Source organism: Candidatus Frackibacter sp. WG13 (assembly GCF_900114655.1).
Taxonomy (GTDB): Bacteria; Bacillota; Halanaerobiia; order Halobacteroidales; family Acetohalobiaceae; genus Frackibacter.
In genome coordinates, this window is the sequence record NZ_FOTT01000010.1 from 20323 (window position 1) to 38544 (window position 18222).

Annotated in this window: 11 protein-coding genes; 1 reads left to right on the forward strand and 10 read right to left on the reverse strand. The window is 33.2% G+C overall.

Translation table 11 applies throughout. The annotated features are described in order from the left end of the window. Window positions 1-13: 13 nt before the first annotated feature. The 9 genes from BM077_RS06680 to BM077_RS06720 all read right to left on the reverse strand — a co-directional run bounded on the left by BM077_RS06680 (window position 14) and on the right by BM077_RS06720 (window position 15878). Window positions 14-2251: an alpha amylase N-terminal ig-like domain-containing protein gene (locus BM077_RS06680; protein WP_090095186.1), complete on the reverse strand. Its 2238-nt coding sequence runs from the start codon at window positions 2249-2251 to the stop codon at window positions 14-16. Window positions 2252-2358: 107 nt separating this feature from the next. Beyond that, the gene (glgA, locus tag BM077_RS06685; protein WP_089748596.1) at window positions 2359-4008 is read right to left on the reverse strand and encodes a glycogen synthase GlgA; all 1650 of its coding nucleotides are present in this window, start codon (window positions 4006-4008) and stop codon (window positions 2359-2361) included. Window positions 4009-4034: 26 nt separating this feature from the next. Continuing rightward, window positions 4035-5288, reverse strand: coding sequence for a glucose-1-phosphate adenylyltransferase (locus BM077_RS06690; protein ID WP_089748597.1), 1254 nt, complete (start codon window positions 5286-5288; stop codon window positions 4035-4037). Window positions 5289-5334: 46 nt separating this feature from the next. Next, window positions 5335-6930: a glycoside hydrolase family 57 protein gene (locus BM077_RS06695; protein ID WP_089748598.1), complete on the reverse strand. Its 1596-nt coding sequence runs from the start codon at window positions 6928-6930 to the stop codon at window positions 5335-5337. A 33-nt stretch (window positions 6931-6963) separates the two neighbouring features. Next, on the reverse strand, window positions 6964-7611 hold the full coding sequence (locus BM077_RS06700) for a DUF4912 domain-containing protein (RefSeq protein WP_089748599.1): 648 nt from the start codon (window positions 7609-7611) through the stop codon (window positions 6964-6966). Between the two features lie 125 nt (window positions 7612-7736). Then, window positions 7737-10286 (reverse strand): alpha-glucan family phosphorylase, encoded by a 2550-nt coding sequence (gene glgP / locus BM077_RS06705; RefSeq protein WP_255361561.1) that lies wholly within the window; start codon window positions 10284-10286, stop codon window positions 7737-7739. Window positions 10287-10354: 68 nt separating this feature from the next. Further along, window positions 10355-12106: a methyl-accepting chemotaxis protein gene (locus BM077_RS06710; RefSeq protein ID WP_089748601.1), complete on the reverse strand. Its 1752-nt coding sequence runs from the start codon at window positions 12104-12106 to the stop codon at window positions 10355-10357. A 268-nt stretch (window positions 12107-12374) separates the two neighbouring features. Next, window positions 12375-13958: a sensor domain-containing diguanylate cyclase/phosphohydrolase gene (locus BM077_RS06715; RefSeq protein WP_089748602.1), complete on the reverse strand. Its 1584-nt coding sequence runs from the start codon at window positions 13956-13958 to the stop codon at window positions 12375-12377. A 153-nt stretch (window positions 13959-14111) separates the two neighbouring features. Then, window positions 14112-15878 carry a methyl-accepting chemotaxis protein gene (locus tag BM077_RS06720; RefSeq protein ID WP_089748603.1) on the reverse strand — a complete coding sequence of 589 codons (1767 nt, stop codon included), beginning with the start codon at window positions 15876-15878 and terminating at the stop codon, window positions 14112-14114. 193 nt (window positions 15879-16071) lie between these two features. On the opposite strand from BM077_RS06720, the gene BM077_RS06725 reads away from it, so the two are divergent. Next, window positions 16072-16998 (forward strand): AEC family transporter, encoded by a 927-nt coding sequence (locus BM077_RS06725; protein WP_089748604.1) that lies wholly within the window; start codon window positions 16072-16074, stop codon window positions 16996-16998. Between the two features lie 70 nt (window positions 16999-17068). Here the strand turns inward: BM077_RS06725 and BM077_RS06730 are convergent, their stop codons facing one another. Next, window positions 17069-18202 (reverse strand): YibE/F family protein, encoded by a 1134-nt coding sequence (locus tag BM077_RS06730; RefSeq protein ID WP_089748605.1) that lies wholly within the window; start codon window positions 18200-18202, stop codon window positions 17069-17071. Window positions 18203-18222 lie beyond the last annotated feature (20 nt).

Genomic DNA, 18222 nt, shown 5'->3' on the forward strand with positions numbered 1-18222 from the left:
GATAAGTTCTTAATTATTTCAATTTAATAACTGCACCTGAAACTCCTGATACTCTAACTGCTAATCTACCATTCTTTACTTCTACTTTTTGCTGATTATATAACTCTAAATACTGACCGTCATCTTTATCAACATCTAAGCTTAAACCGACTATATTTTCACTTACATTGATTATTATAATTAGCTCTTCAGTCTTATATTTCCGTTTGAAGACATAAAGATGACTATCATCTACATCAACCTCCTCAATAGTACCTCGACGTAAAGCAACCTCTTTATTTCTAATCTTAATTAATTTTTGATAATTTTCCAAAAGGTCATAGTCTGGTTTAGTATATCCTCTATCTTTCCAAATCATAGTTCGCCGACAATCAGACCCATCTTCACCTTCCATTCCAATTTCATCACCATAATAGACCATTGGTGCTCCTAAATATGTCATCTGAAAGAAAGCAGTTAATTTTAATCTTTCTTTATCTCCATCAATAACAGTTAAGTAACGACTAGTATCATGGCTTCCAATCAGATTAAACATAACTTGATTAGCTTGCTCCGGATACTGAAAGCGTAATTTACTTAATTCATCAGCAAATTCACTAGCATGCATCTCTCCTAATCCAATAAATCTAATAACAGCATCACGAAAACGATAATTCATTACTGCATCAAATTCATCTCCTTGTAGATAACCAGAGGCATCATCCCAAATTTCACCTACAATATATGCTTCTGGATTAATATCCTTAACAAACCTTCGCCACTCTTTCCAAAAGTCAGGAACTGCATCTTTAACCTCGTTGGGTACATCCAAACGCCAACCGTCAATACCTGCTGATAGATCCCCATTACCTTTAGGGTCCATCCATTTTTTTGTTACTTCAAATAGATAATCTTGCACCTCAGGATTTCTAACATTCAGTTCTGGAAGATGACCAAACCCCCACCAACATTCATAATTAGGAGGGTTATCCTCATCTTGTTCATATAATGGGATTATCGGTAAACTTTCAACATTATACCAGTCTAGATACCTAGAATTCTCTCCATTCTTAACAATATCTTGAAAAGCCCAATGTTCATAACCAGTATGATTAAATACAGCATCAAATATAACCTTAATTCCTCGACTATGTAACTCTTCAATTAAGTTTATAAGATACTCCTCTGATGCTTCTAAGTCTCCTTTAATCGCTAAAGTATCATCTACTAGTTCATAACCGGCTGTATTATACTTATGATTAGAAGTACCCTTAAAAACGGGATTTAAATAAATAGCATTAATGCCCAGCTTTTCAAGATAAGGTAGTTTTTTCTTAATTCCTTGCAAATCACCACCATAGAAGATATAATATCCCCCTTCAGGGTGAATACAATTATCATCTTCAATAAATTCAGTCTCCTCCGTAACCACTGCTGGTACCGGGGGTAATCCCTCTTCCCATTTTGGAATTATAGCATCATGTAATTTCTCTTCATCTTTATAAATTTCAATCTTTTCTGGGTCATTATCTGGATTCCCATTATAAAAACGATCGGGAAAAATCTGATAAAATATAGCATCTCTAACCCATGCTGGTGTTTTAAAGATTTCTACTTGTGATAGGTCATACTGAAAAGGTTTAACCTCAACTAATTTACTAGCATCTTCGATTACACCTTGTTCATCATAGCAAATAACTCTATCTCCATCTTTAATTTTAAAACAATAATCAAATTTAGAACTCTCCACTTCGATAATTGTTTTATAAAAATCAAAATACTCAAAACTTGCAAACTTCTCTAAATTAACCTCTCTTTCCTTACCATCATTATAACACAGAAGCACCTCTTCAATATCATTGCGTTTAGTCTGAAATCTGATAGAAATTTTATCTTCAGCTATAGGATTAGCAAAACAAACCTCTGTATTATCATGATATAAGGCATCAATAAGAATCTGGCCAGTTCCCTTAGTACCAGTATCCTTAAATCTTTTATCCCTTACTTGAATCACACCATTTCTAGTACCAAAACCATCATTCACATAATAATCGGCATTTGGTGGTTTAATCCAAGTCTCATCATTTATAATGAACTTATATTGATACTCACCTGGACTCAATGTCAAAGTAGTTTCGTAAGTTCCATCGCCATTCTTATCAAATAAAGCTATTTCTTCTGGATTCCAATCATTAAAATCACCAGCTAAGTTAACTTTCTCAACGGAAATAACCGGCTTATAAGTAAACGTAACTTCTACAGCCTCCGGCATTTCTATACCCCCAATACATTTACGATTGAACGATACTAAACTCTACTCTATATTATTTTATAGTATTCTCATTAACTTTATACATTAAGAAATTTCTCTAGTTAACTTTAAAGCTTAATTTTATTCTTCAAAAGCTCGTACTTCTTCTTGCCAATCCCGGATACTTCTAATAATTCTTCTCTTTCTTTAAATCCTCCGCTCTCTTCTCTATAGTCTAACATGCTTTGAGCTAATACTGGTCCGATACTCTTTAATTTTTTTAATTTATTTATTGTCGCCTGATTAATATTAATCATTCTTTCCGACTCATCATCTAAATCTAATGTCTTATAATAAAGTTCAACATATTCCTGAGCAGAATTATTCCAACTAAAGTCCGACTTCATTGCTTGTACCACTATATCTTTCCAGATTTGGGGTTGGTGATAAAATTTAATAGCACGCCTAATTGCTGCTAACATACTATGACCATTATAATGGGTAAAACTGAATCCATTACCTTCATTAGTTGCTTCATCATATGATGAAATAGTATCTTTTAAACCTCCAGTTTCTCTCACAACCGGAATAGTACCATACCTTAAACTAATCAACTGACTTAAACCACATGGCTCATATTTAGAAGGCATTAAGAATATATCGCTACCAGCATAAATCTTCTTAGCTAAATTAGCATCATATTTAATATTAACCGCTACCTGTTTAGGATAGCGATGAGCTAATTCTTGTAAGAAACTTTCATATTTATTATCTCCAGTTCCTAAAATCACTAATTGAATCTCCTCTTGCATTAGTTCATCAATAACACCTTTAACTAGGTCAATTCCTTTTTGTTCAACTAATCTAGAAATAATGCTAATAACAGGAACTTCATCACTTGTTGGAAGACCCATATCTGTCTGTAGTTTTCGCTTATTCTTCATCTTTCCTTTTAAATCATCTAGACTATAATTATTATAAATATCTTGGTCCTTGGCTGGATTGTATTTTTTATAATCGATTCCATTAATGATACCGCATACATCATTAGCGTTCATTCTAATTGCATAATCCAAGCCTTCACCGAATGCAGGTGTTTTAATCTCTTCAGCATAAGTCTCACTAACTGTACTAACCGTATCTGACATATTGATTCCCATCTTCATATAATTTATACAATTATTATGACGCAATACACCAGACTGCCAGTGACCCTCATCTAAACATAGAACATCACCTAAGATTTCTTTACCAAATTCTCCTTGATACTTTAAGTTATGAATTGTAAATACGGTCTTTATATCTTGATAAAAGTCATATTCTTGATAATTCTCTTTTAAAAAGATGCTTAAAGGTCCTGTCTGCCAGTCATTACAATGAATAATATCAGGTTTAAAATCAAGCTTAGGTAACATCTCTAAAACTGCTCGGCAAAAATAAGCGAACTGTATATGCCGGTCATCATTATCATAAAGGCTTTTCCGATGAAAGCAATTTTTGTTATCTATAAAGTATGTAGTTATACCTTCATACTCTAATTTATTAACTCCTACATAATTATTGCGCCAAGCTACTTTAGTTCTATAGTGTAAAAGATGTTCTGATTCTTCTATATAACTTTGGGGAATCTGTTTATATTCAGGCATGACAACCCGAATGTCATGCCCTAACTCTTTAATTGCTTGCGGTAGTGAACTTGCTACATCAGCTAAGCCTCCTGTCTTTACAAAAGGGTCTACTTCCGAAACCACAAATAAAACTTTTAATCTTTCTTTCATTATACTCACCCACTTATAATCAATTATTAACTACGCGGTCTAATTGTACTTCCGCTGACGAGTTCGTTCTCACTAAAGTCATCCTCTTGTACCGAAGGAAAGATTCGACAGTTACCTCCAACTAAAGTCCCCTCCGGAATCCTAACTCCTTTTCCTACTACAGTTAGACCATCATGTACAATTTCTGGCCGTTCAAAGTTAGCTCTTTGGATACTACAGGAACCTATCTGAACATCATTACCTATCGTAACTTCTTTATCAATTATACTTTTACAGACAAAGGCTCTTTTCTTTACTTTAGTATCATTAAAGATAACTGAATCTTTAACTACAGCATCTTCTTCAATAAATACTCCTGGAGAAATGACGGAGTTAATTACTTGTCCATTAATAATTGCCCCATTAGAAACCAAGCTTTTATTAGCTTCTCCTCGCAATCCAAACTTCACTGGAGGTTTCCTCTCACTACGAGTATGTAACTGCCACTCTTCATCATATAGATTCATTTCTGGCATAGATACTGTTAAATCTAAGTTTGCTTGCCAATAAGCTTCAAGGGTACCCACATCACGCCAATACCCTTGATGCTCATAAGCATAAACATCAGCATCATCAATCATCCTTGGGATAATATGATGCCCAAAATCTGAGTTATTTTGATTACAAAACTCTTCTAATTTATTAACTAGAGATTCTTTACTAAAAACATAAATCCCCATCGATGCCAAATCACTAGGTGGCTCATCTGGTTTTTCAACAAAATCTGTAATCTTCATCTCCTCATTAACATCTAAAATCCCAAATTGACTAGCATTCTTCATTGGGACTCGCTTAACCGCAATTGTTAAGTCAGCATCTTTTTCTTTATGTTTAGCAACCATCTTTGCATAATCCATCTTGTAAATATGATCTCCGGACAAGATAATAATCTGCTCCGGGTCAACTTCTTTAATATAATTAATATTACGATAGACAGCATGAGCTGTTCCCTTATACCAACCGCCTTCTCTACCAGTATAAGGCGGCAAAATAGTTACTCCACCAAACTGCCGGTCAAGGTCCCACGGCTTACCAATTCCAATATGCTTATTTAACGATCTAGGTAAATACTGAGTTAAGACCCCTACAGTATTTATTCCTGAGTTAACACAATTACTTAAAGTAAAATCAATAAGACGATACTTTCCACCAAAAGGAACACTAGGTTTAGCCCTATCTTCTGATAAAATATCTAGTCTAGTACCTCTACCTCCAGCTAGAATTAATGCTAAAACATTCATATTATCACCTCACTAAGATATTTTCTTTTTAGTCCTACTTTTAACCCTACCTACTATATACTTGATAATCAATCTCTGGGAATATATTATTCTTAGCTTCTAATTTCGCTAACCAATCTTCATCTATACTATCTGTTTTTACTTGATTATAAAGATTAAAGAAAGTATTGATATGCGCTTTGGTCCGCTTAACTGCATATTCTACCATTGTGCCTGTCTTCATGATAAATGCCCAATCACTACTTTGAGCTAATAATAGTTCACGTGCTGCTTGATTTAAGGCTCGTTTAGTTAATGAATCCGGAGCTGAATAATCAGTTGCTAATTCAGTCATCTTCTCTGCTGCTTGGTGTAAGTGGCGATAGATCCAATCATTACTACTATCTAGCCAAACATCATTGTAACCATTAGCACCCCAACTACATAATGGTGGTTGACAGACTTGGTTCTCTGGGTATTCTTCTAAGTAGTCAATCGGTGAAATTAAATCTATAACTTCTTCCTGGGAAGCACTCTTGATTGCATGATATAAAAATTCAGGTCCTTCATACCACCAATGTCCAAATAATTCTGCATCATACGGCGCGACAAGAATCGGTTTGCGGTCTATTAAATCATCTAAATATTCGATCTGTCCTATCCGTTTACTAATAAAGTCTTTCGCATGTCTTTTAGCTTTGCTTGATGCTAATTGTGGATTATAAAAGTCTTTATTTTCTAAATCACATTCATCACTTGTAATGCGATGATATTTAATACCAGTATTGATACGAATCTCGTTATTATGAATATAAGGCTTGATGTAATCTAATGGCAAATCAAATCCTATGTCGCGATAATACTCACGATAGTCATAGTCACCAGGATATCCTTCTTGAGTACTCCAAACCTGTTTTGCAGACTCATTATCTCTTCCAAAAGCAGCTACCCCTGATGGTGTATAAATCGGAGCAAATGCTCCATATTTAGGTTGTGGGTTGGCATATAAGACTCCATGTGTATCAAGCATAAAGAATCTAATATCATATTCCTTCAAAGTTTCATCTAAACCTGGATAATATCCACACTCTGGTAACCAAATTCCTTTCGGTTTACTACCTAGATGCTTTTTGTGAGTCTTGATTGCTAATTCAATCTGTGCTCTCACAGCCTCTGGATACTCTTGCATTAGTGGTAAATAGCCATGGGTTGCCCCGCAGGTGATTAATTCTAAATAACCTAAATCTTGAAACTTTTTAAAGGCTGTAATTAGATTATTATTATATTTTTTATTAAAAGTTTCTTTAGCTTGTTGAAATTTAGATAAGTACATGTGAGCTATTTGATTTAGATGTGGTTGTTCTTGAGTTCGTTCTAATTCTTTATAACTTAACTCAATTAACTGATTAAGATGCTTAATGTAGCGTTGTTGAAGTAATGAATCGGTTAACATAGAAATTAATGGAGGACTCAATGACATAGTTAATCTATAATCTACATTTTCTTTATAAAGTCTTTCAAAATAATTTATTAATGGAATATAGGTCTCAGTAATTGCTTCATAAAACCATCGTTCTTCTAAAAATTCCTCGTAATCCGGATGACGTACAAAAGGCAGATGAGCATGTAATACAAATGACAGATAACCCTTCTCTTTTGACAAAACTTATCACCTCAATATTTAAAATTAATTTATCTAAAGTGAACTATAGCCTACTCTTAAATCGGACTTCTTAGTAATTTCTTTGATCTCTTTCATTAAATCTAAAGAACTATTATTCTTTAACTCACCAACACCAGAAAGAATATATATCCTTTCTAAGTCTTCATTAACTGTCATCCATTCTTCTGCAACTATATCACTAACATCATTAGCTGGTGTCTTTACAGAATTAGACTTAAGGATTGAATAAAAATCTTGATCTTTAGTCAAAATGCCTAACTCTACTTTATATTTATGATCTGGTGTTAAACCGCCAAGATACCAACTATCATGGTCTTTAGTAATATCAATATCATAATAGTTATCCTGATCATTAATCGTTAAATCATAAACTCTTAAGATTAAAGGGGCTTCTTCTATCTCATTATAATTAGACTGAGAAAGAATATTTCTTAACCTTTCATCTGTATACTCCCAGTACATATGAATCCATTTAGGATTCTTCACCTGTAACATAAGCTTATTAACATTATACTTTTTAGGTAGTGGATATTGGTTTTCAAGGTTCTGTAAAGGTTTATCTTGGTGACCTGAGTTGCCATGTGTCCCGCTAGTTCTATCCCCACTTGTAGCTGAACCTTCTAACTGCAAATCTTTTAACCCCAACTCCTCTTTCTTCAATTCATACCCCTCCTTTTAAAATGATATATTTTTTCCCAATTGCCCATTTTACAATATATGCCTCCTTGTGAATTATATTATAGATTAAGGTTAATTTTCCTGCTTCTAAGCATCAATATTCCTGCCTAGATCCATTTAATCAACCCCAGTTCATGTTTGTGACTCAACTTTACTTGATTAGGAATGACTCTAAAAGTATATTTATGGGTTCCAGCCTCTTTTAATTCTACTTCTGCTGAATAAAGATAACTATTATTTTCTAATTCTTCTTTTAACCCCATTGTAGCCGTCATAATCTCACCCTCTTTAACTCCCGATACCACATACGCTTCCACTGTTACATCTTCTGGAGTCAAAGTGCCTAATCCAATCTCAACTTCTAGATTAATCTTATCCCTAATATTAAACTTACCTTGTTCTCCTTGGTTAGGAGAAGTAATCGTTATATCTTGCCAATTACGCTCTAACTTTTCTTTCCAAGCTGTTAACTCCTTAGCCTTTTTATAGTCTTCTTTCTTAAGTTGCTTACCTCGTTCCATGGCTGGCATATATAATTTTCGCACATATTCCTTCAACATTCGGTCTGTACTATATGTAGCGCCTGTTGAAGCTATTGCCTCTTTCATATAATTAATCCAGTGAACTGGCAACCCTTCTTCACCAGTATCATAATATAGAGGAACAATTTTTTCCTCTAAAGTTTTATATAAGGATTGGCTATCTATTAAATCCTGTTCTTCATCATCGCGATATTCTAATCCTTCTTCACGACCAATGACCCAACCATTTCTACCATTATAACCTTCACACCACCAACCGTCTAAGACACTTAAGTTCAACCCGCCATTAATTGCTACTTTTTGACCACTCGTTCCACTAGCCTCTAAAGGACGTCGAGGATTATTAAGCCATACATCTACTCCTTGCACTAAATGACGAGCCATTTCTATATCATAATCCTCTAAAAGGATTATCTTATCCTTAAACCTATCACTTTCAGCTATATTATGAATCTTTTTAATTAACTTTTGGCCTGGCATATCTGCAGGATGTGCTTTACCAGCAAAGATAAATTGTACTTCTTTCCCATTCTGATTACAAATCTTATCTAATCTATCTAGGTCTTCAAAAAGCAAATCTGCCCTTTTATAAGTAGCAAAACGCCTTGAAAAACCAACTGTTAAGATATCTTCATGCAATCTATTCTTATGCAATTCTTCATCTTTTGTATACCTTTTTTTTCGTTCTAAATCAGATTGATAAATATAATCAATCATCTTCCTCTTTAAATCCTGATGAGTTCGCCAAAATATATCATTAGGAATCTTTTTAACTTCTTCCCAAACTTCTTGATAACTAATTCTATCTTCCCAATCATCAACAAAAAATTCATTAAATAACTCTTGCCATTCTGTAGCTAGCCAACTCAAGGTATGCACACCATTAGTTATATATGTAATTGGATTTTCATTAGCGGGCACTCCTGACCAAAATTCTTCCCACATCTCGCTAGCAACTTGACCATGTAATTCACTGACACCATTCACAAACCGAGCTAAATATAACCCAAGAACTGTCAAGCAAAATTCTTCATTCTCCTTTATTCTTCCTAAATTTAAGAAATCTTCTTTACTTAAGCCTAGTTTTTGCCAATAATCTTTAAAATAGTTCTCTTTTAAATTATTTGGAAACCTTTCATTTCCAGCTGGCACTGGAGTATGAGTAGTAAACACTGTATTGGCAGCTACTGATTCTAACGCCTGTCTAAAACCTAAATCTTCTTCTTTAACTAATTGCTTAATTCTTTCGAGTCCTAAATAGACTGAATGCCCTTCATTCATATGCCATAGTATTGGCGAATACCCCATGGCCTGTAAGGCTTTAGCCCCTCCAATTCCTAGAATAATCTCTTGTGAAATGCGCATCTCTTGGTCGCCGCCATACAGCTGCGCTGTTAACTCTCTATCTGCTTTACTATTTTCTGGAATATTTGTATCTAATAGATAAATAGACACTCTCCCCACCTCAACCTGCCAAACCTTAATGAATACTTCTCTTTCTGCTAAATTTACACTAACTATTAGGTCTCTACCTTCATTATCCTTTACAGTTGTTATTGGCAATTTATTCAAACTTAATTCAGGATATAATTCCTTTTGCCAACCATTCTCGTCAATCCTCTGTTTGAAATAGCCATGATGATAAAGTAATCCTACTCCTACTAGTGGCAGGCCAAGGTCACTAGCAGATTTACAGTGATCACCAGATAGAACTCCTAATCCCCCTGAATAAATCGGTAGTGTTTCATGTAAGCCGAATTCTGTAGAAAAATAAGCCATTACCTGGTTATCATCTCGTGAAAAGGAATAATTCTGATTAAACCATGTATCTTCAGATTTTAAATAATCATTAAACTCCTGCATCACTCGTTTATATTTCTTAATGAAATAATCTTCTTCACTAATTGCTTCTAATTCCTCATAAGGAACTTTTGCTAATAACTCCACGGGATTCTTATCAACTTCCACCCATGCTTCTTCATCAATCCTCTTAAATAACTCTTCTGCTTCTTCATTCCAAGACCACCATAGGTTATAAGCTAAATCTTTTAATCCTTTAATCTTTGCTGGTAACTTAGGCACTACTGCTAGACTACCATAAAAATTCATATCCATTATCACCTCTTTTGAGATTAATTATTCTTTGAAATTTAATTATGAACTTCGCTTGATTAGTAATATTCTTATACTTTAAATTCTTCAACTAAGTTCTGTAACTTATCCGCCATACTTGATAGCTGTTGAGCAGAACTTGATATCTCTTGCATCGCAGCTGACTGCTCTTCTGTTGCACCTGAAATCTCTTCACTCCCTGCTGAAAGTTCTTCTCCAGCAGCCGCTATTTGTTGAATCTGAGCTGCAACATCTTGGATCTTTTCAGCAATATTTTTAAAAGCTTTACCTGTTTCATTTAATACTTCTGCACCAGCCTCAACTTGAGCATTATTTTGATTAATAGTACTAGCCGCTAAATGGGTCTTATCAATTAACTTTCTAATTATCTCTTTAATATTACCTGCTGAATCCTGTGTCTGTTCTGCTAATTCTCTGACTTCTTCAGCTACTACAGCAAAACCTTTCCCTTGTTCTCCAGCCCTAGCCGCTTCAATAGCTGCATTCAATGCTAAAAGATTAGTCTGGTCTGCTATATCAGAGATAACTTCAACAATATCTCCTATCTCCTCAGATGCTTCATTAAGTTCATCGACCGTCTCCTTAGACTTTTCAGAAGCAACCAGTATCTCTTCCATCTCTTGTTGAGTCGCCTCCATCTGTTCTAATCCTTCTTGAGATAAGTCATTCACTCTTTCTGCTGTTTCAGTCATATCTTGTGCAGTTGTACTTAATTGTTCAGTATTAAAAGTAAATTCTTGAGTAGATGCTGCTACTTCTTCAATTGAAGAAGTCACTTGCTGACTAGATAAAGAAAGTTCATCACTAGCATCAGAAACCTTATTAGCAGCTTGATTAACATCATTTATCATATGACGCAGATTTTCTGCCATCCTATTAAAAGCTTCTCCCAAAGCTCCAACTTCATCTTCGGTATCTATGTCAATATCTACTGTTAAATCACCATCAGCAATAGCTTGCGCTTTATTAACCATATTCTTAATTGGATTTACTATTTTAGAAGCAAAACCAATAGCAAAGCTAATAGCAATGACTAAACAGATTACTATAGCTAAAGCTATCTTCCATGTAGCCTTCTGGACATTACTTAAAGCTGATGAATTTACTTTATTAACCTCCTTAGATACATCATCAATATAAACACCAGTTCCAACTACCCAACCCCAAGGCTTAAAAAGTTTAACATATGATAACTTAGGATACCCTACATCTTTATCTATATTTTCACCAGCCTTAGGCCAATGATACTTCACAAAACCCGCTCCTTTTTCTACACAGACTTTGTTCATTTTTACAAAAAAGTTACTAGCTTTAATATTATTCTTAATTACTTCAGCGTCTTTAGGATAAATTTTACCTTTATAAAAGACTTTTTTAATAGCATTAAAATCATTAATAGCAGATAAATCTTTCCCATTTAATTGAGGTTTCGCAGGATTCAGTACCATAATCGGCTTTGTTGGCACCTTAGCGGTATGGACCCAATAATAACCTCCACCATTGTCATAACGCATCACTTTAATTCTTTCTAAAACTGACCTTTGTGCTTCTTCTAAACTCATTTCACCATCTATCACTTTCTGATTATAGTATGTAAATAAACTATAGACTGTGTTGCCAAGATTTTTAAGGCGTTCTTTATGTCTTTTTAAAATCTGTTCCTCCATCTTCTTAGCACTCTGGTCTCCATAATTAGTTAATTGATTAATTGCTAAATATCCTATAATCACAGATGTAAGAACAAGCAAAGTAATAATAAGAAAAACTAATTTTCCTTTAATTCCTTTAGATTTAATTAACAATCTTATCACCCTCCTTCATTTTAAACTCCCTCTTAATTGTTATAATTTTTAGAAAATAATGAATAATACATTGCTTACCCTTAAATATTATTATTCTACATTAAATATTATTTTTCCTGCTTGATAGTCAATTTAATGCCTATTATTTTAACAAATAATAATCGGTAAGGGTAAAGTTAATACGCTATCCCCCAATTTGATATTATTTCTTAATGCAATAAAAAAAACCTACTAAACTAAAATAGTAGGAGTGAATAATTACATATATTTAATCATTAATCATCTCTATAAAAACCTGAACCAATTTCGGGTCAAATTGAATACCAGCACACCGTTTTAATTCAATTAGTGCTTTCTCTTTTGTAACTTTAGGTTGGTATGGACGACCACGAAGCATTACATCATAAGCATCAATTATAGCTAATACCCTTGCTAAGAATGGTATTGCTTCTCCTTTAATACCTAATGGATATCCACTTCCATCCCACCATTCATGATGAGCTAAAATTAAATCTGCTATATATGCTTTATCTGGAATAGCTTTAGCAATATGATATCCAGCTTCAGGATGTCTCTCTATAACTTTCCTATCTTGCTTTGATAGTTCACCTTGTTTATTTAACACTTCTTCATCTATTGTTACTTTTCCAATATCATGTAATCTAACAAACAATAGTAACTTATCTATTTCATCATCTGCTAAATTAAGTTTTTTACCTATTTTTAACCCCAAAACTTCTAAGCTTTCAATATGTTCTTTAGTTTCATAATCTTTCTTCCACAATTCTCTCTGTAATGATGATATAATTTTATTTTTGATATCCTCACTTCTATTCAACTTATTTCTATACATTCTATTTTCAGCCTCAGTAAGAACTTCCATAATATCCTCATTAATATCTTCTTTAGTTGCTACTCCTAAGGCAATATCAGGTTTAATAATCTCTTCTTCAATATTATTGAAGGCTTCATTAATTCTCTTAATGACCCTACTTGCATCTTTAGCATCAGTTTCAGGTAAGATTATAGCAAATTCATCTCCACCCCAACGTGAGATGATATCCTCTTTACGGCATGTACTCTTTAAAGTCTTTGCTACTTTTTTTAATAAGTTATCCCCTACTTGATGACCAAATGCATCATTGGCTAACTTAAGACCATTTACATCACCAATAAGTATACTTAAGGGTAATTGCCGTTTTGTGTCTAAACGATGTAGCGCATCCTCAAAATATGCCCTATTATAAAGACCTGTTAAGCTATCATGAAAATGTAAGTACTTAATCTTCTCTTCAGATTTAATTAACTGTAAAACTTTACTCACATAAGCAAATAGAACCTCTGCTTTTTCTATATCTTCTTCAGTAAAAGCATTAACCTCAGTAGAAATCATTTGAAAGACACCTATAGTACCTATAGGAACATTTATAACAGAGCGATATTTATTATAAAATAATTTAGATTCACTTAATTTCATTAAATCATCAATCAAATAAACATCACCAGCTTTATAAGCCTTCCCAGCCATATCTGTTTCAATAGACCAATCCCAAAAGTCAACTGCCGTCTTACAAGTTGAAGTGGCTTTAATCACTAACTGCTCTTTTTCAATAATATAAAGTGTACAAATATTAAAGTTAAAGATCTCTTTTGTTGCCTTAATAGTTAAATTATAAATTTCATCCTTCTTTTGACACCTGTTTATCTGTTTAATAATTTCAAGTAGCTTCTTCAATTTGTTGAAATCATCTAATGTCTCTTCAAAATATTCATTTATTAGATCTAATTGATAATTACTCTTATTGGCTGAATCATCAATTATTTCTTCTTTTAATTTGGCTGGAATTTTCACTAGTTTGTCCTCCTTTGAAGTCTTATTTTATACTAAAATTAAGACTCCACTAGATATATTTCTATAAATTGAAAAAAATTCCTGCTTTTAATTAAAATTTAAAAGATTAAGCCCTAGAAACTTCTAGGGCTTAGAGTAGAGAACTATATTAGATTAAGCATCAAATTGGTCCACTAAACTGTTTAGCTCTTCTGCCATCCCTGCTAATTGCTGAGCAGAACTTGATATCTGTTCCATAGAAGCAGACTGTTCTTCGGTAGCACTAGAAATCTCCTTACTACCAACAGCTAGCTGCTCACCAGTTGAAGCCACCTCTTGGATTTGAGTAACTACTTCTCCAATTCTAATCGCAATATCTTTAAAGGCTTCACCTGTTTCATCTAAAGTTTCGGCTCCTGTCTTAATCTGCGAGTTATTCTGCTCTATTATTTCAACCGCTTCACCTGTTTTAACAACTAAACCATCAATTATATTTCTGATATTATTTACCGAATCCTGAGTACTTGCAGCTAACTCCCTAACTTCTTCAGCAACTACAGCAAAGCCTTTACCTTGCTCCCCAGCTCTAGCTGCTTCAATAGCTGCATTTAATGCTAATAGATTAGTTTGATCTGCTATATCAGAGATAACCTCAACAATATCTCCTATCTCTTCAGATGCCTTATTTAATTCGCTAATAGTTGCTTGCGATTGCTCTGAAGAGCTTAAAATATCTTCCATCTCTTGTTGTGTACTACCCATCTGCTCTAAACCATCTTGAGCAAGAGCATTAACTTCATCAGCATTCTTACTCATCATTTGAGCATGCTCACTTAACTGGTCAATATTAGAAGCAAATTGCTGAGCAGAAGCTGCTACCTCTTCTACCGAAGCAGTCACCTGCTCACTAGATGCAGAAAGTTCTTGACTAGTGCTAGACACCTCGCCAGCCGACTCTTTTACATTAACTGTCATATCCCGTAAACGTACCATCATATTATTAAAAGCTTCCGCAATCTGTAACATTTCACTATTAGCAGCCGCCTGATATACTTTACAATCCTCGCAATTATCTAACTTACTAGCCATATCACCTTGTATTTCATCTCCACAATGGGTTCCGCCAACCTGCCAGCAGCGTAAATTATCACTTTGATAAGCAGGACATTCTTCCTTATTACAGCCCATAATTTCCCAGCACTCTTCTAAACAATCATTCTCAATACTTACCGTCAAGTCTCCTGCTTCTGCTTTATTAAGTGATTCGATTATCTTATTTAATGAATTAGATAAATCTTTGCTGATTATGATAATAATCCCTAAACCAAACAAAATTACAAATGCTAAAATCGTTAACATTAAAACTTTAAAGAAACTTAAATTTTCCTTCATTTCTTGTCTTGATTCCTTCAATAAAGTATTTGTTTTATTAGTAACCTCTTTTAAAAGTTCAATAATCTTATCTCCAGAGTTATCTATACGTTCCTCAATTAAATTCTGTAATACTTTATTATTTGCTCCGTTTCTCCATTCTACTACTAACTGCTGCTCAAATCCTTCTATAATTAAATTATGTTCTTTAACAATCTGATTTATTTTCTCTTTATTCTCCTTTGATTTAAGTAAGTTATCCAAATTTCGTCTAGCTGAAGAAAAGTTCTTAACTGCTTTATTAAAGTCATCTATTTCATCTTTTTCATTGGTCCCTACTAATTCCATTGCTGCTAACTGTTCATCCTTTAAACTCACTTCTATTCTTTCAATATTTTCTGCCAGTCTTTCATAATGGTTAAATTCTCTAATATCTCGTCCAATTCCATTGGTAAAATAAAAAAGACTCCCTGCCAATAATAGTAACATTACAATAATTGCTGAAAAACCCACTAATAATTTTGTCTTAACTTTCATCCCCTTAAATGAAATTAATAATTTTTTAATCATATTTTCTTCCTCCCCTTATTTAATAACTATAACCTTATATTTTATATTTCGACATATTAAATATATTCTCCTGCAGATTTTGATATTTTTTTCACAATACCTGGCGAGGGTATAAAGTTTTGACACTACTATTAATATTATGTTACAATAGAAGGCAATTCAATAATGTCTAATATCAGAAAGGAAGATTATAATGCAATTTACTATCATTATGAATCAAATCTTAGTTCTATTCTCTATGATCTTTGTTGGTTACATAATTAGAAAGAAAGATATTATAAATAAAGAAATTAATCAGGGGCTCTCTAGCATCCTGTTAGAAGTAACTTTACCTGCATTAATCATTTCATCAATGATGATAAAGATTAATACTGAACTAATAAATAATATCAAAATTATTAGCTTACTTTCATTTATCCTTTACTCAGTAATAGTATTACTTACCATATTCATAACAAACTTTTTATCATTATCTCATCGTCGCAAGACTGTATTCAAATTTTTACTTATCTTTGGCAATGTAGGTTATATGGGTTACCCAGTAATTAATGCTATCTACCCTAATTATGGGATTTTTTATGCTATAATAGCTAATGTATTTTATAACTTCTTGATGTTTACTTATGGAGTCTATATCTTTATTCAAAATGAAGATAATAGCAATCAAATATCACTAAAGAACTTGCTTAATAATGGCTTAATTGCTGTTGCTATCGGCTTCCTTTTACTTATAACCGGTTGGCAATTACCTAAGCCGATTGCTGGTGCTCTAAAAAGTTTAGGTAGTATGACTTTCCCACTATCAATGTTGATTATCGGTAGTTCACTAACGAATGTCAATCTTAAATCTACAATCAAAAATTTTCATTTCTATTTATTAAGTGGATTAAGACTTTTAATTATTCCACTAATTATTTATGTAGCTTTAAGTCAATTTGAACTACCATCTATTGTTGAGAATATATCCATTATTCTTTTCTCTATGCCAGCAGCAGCTAATGCAGTTATCTTTGCTGAAAAGTTTGAGGGGGATTATAATTTTGCTTCCGAAGGTGTCTTCTTTACTACTTTATTATCATTATTTACTATTCCGATTTTTGTTTATCTGATTACGCTTTAGTAAGCTAAATCAAAAAAAGCTGTTGGCTTTTTAATTTGCCAACAGCCTTTAATTTTTTTATTATAAATATTTAATCTTTCCTTAACTCTACTAACTCTTTCAAATCAACTGAATATATCCAACCAGCAAGAATAGCCGTAAGAGGTGCTACTAAAACAAGACCGATACTCCCAGCTAATGTTCTGAGCACTTCCGCTGTTACCATCTTAAAGTTAATCATCCTATCTAAACTAGTACTCCTAGTACTAAATAACATTAGTAAAGTTAAGTATCCACCAGAATAAGCTAATAATAAAGTAGTAGTCATCGTACCAATTACAGCTCTTCCTACATTAAAACCAGATTGAATTAACTCTTTCATCTCTATATCCGGTGATTTATCTTTAATTTCAGCAACAGAAGCTGCTACATCCATGGCAATATCCATTGCTGCTCCTGATGCACCTATTACTATTGAAGCATAAAAAATATGCTTCATATTTAAATCCATATGTCCACTAAAGAGTAATACTTGAGAAAAAGGAGCAGTCATTCCTCGTAAAGCTAACTTATTCCCAAAAAAAACTGTAATTCCTATAGTAGCTATTAACCCAGATACAGTACCTATAAAAGCTGCTAAACCTTTCTTGGTCAAACCAGCAATTGAAAAAATAATAATTGCCGTTAAAACTATTATAGTTAGACTGGCTAATAATAACGGGTTATATCCTGCTAATAAACCTGGTATTAAAAATTTCCAAATTACATAAAGACTTGCCACAAAAGAGAATAAGGCCATTACTCCTACAGCACGAGCATATATTATTAAGAGTAAAATAAAGATTCCAAATAAGACTAATTGCCAACCCTGGCGATAAAGGTCTATTACTTTAACTGCTATAATCTGACCTTCTTTTTCTTTAATAGCAACTAATATCTTATCTCCTTTTTTTAAAAAGTTATCTATCTCAGCTTTACCAGTAAGTTGATTGATTGCTTTAAACCTCTTACCTTTATGCTTTCCTTCTACAATCCTAACTACCAGTGATTGATAACCTACTCCCGTAATTCCCGAGCGTATTACTTCACTATTATCTACTTTAAGCACTTTAGCCTTTATTTCAGCATTTTCTTTCGGTCCGTCTCTAAAATTATCATAAAATAATATTCCAAATATTAATAAAGCTAAAATAATCATTACTATCTTTAATTTAGAACGCTGCATTAAAGTCACCTCATAATTAA

What these genes read in the sequence shown, in the direction of transcription:
- BM077_RS06680 (WP_090095186.1), bottom strand. Translation starts at nt 2,251, where the DNA reads ATGCCGGAGGCTGTAGAAGTTACGTTTACTTATAAGCCGGTTATTTCC.
- glgA (WP_089748596.1), bottom strand. Translation starts at nt 4,008, where the DNA reads ATGAAAGAAAGATTAAAAGTTTTATTTGTGGTTTCGGAAGTAGACCCT.
- BM077_RS06690 (WP_089748597.1), bottom strand. Translation starts at nt 5,288, where the DNA reads ATGAATGTTTTAGCATTAATTCTAGCTGGAGGTAGAGGTACTAGACTA.
- glgP (WP_255361561.1), bottom strand. Translation starts at nt 10,286, where the DNA reads ATGGATATGAATTTTTATGGTAGTCTAGCAGTAGTGCCTAAGTTACCA.
- BM077_RS06720 (WP_089748603.1), bottom strand. Translation starts at nt 15,878, where the DNA reads ATGATTAAAAAATTATTAATTTCATTTAAGGGGATGAAAGTTAAGACA.
- BM077_RS06725 (WP_089748604.1), top strand. Translation starts at nt 16,072, where the DNA reads ATGCAATTTACTATCATTATGAATCAAATCTTAGTTCTATTCTCTATG.
- BM077_RS06730 (WP_089748605.1), bottom strand. Translation starts at nt 18,202, where the DNA reads ATGCAGCGTTCTAAATTAAAGATAGTAATGATTATTTTAGCTTTATTA.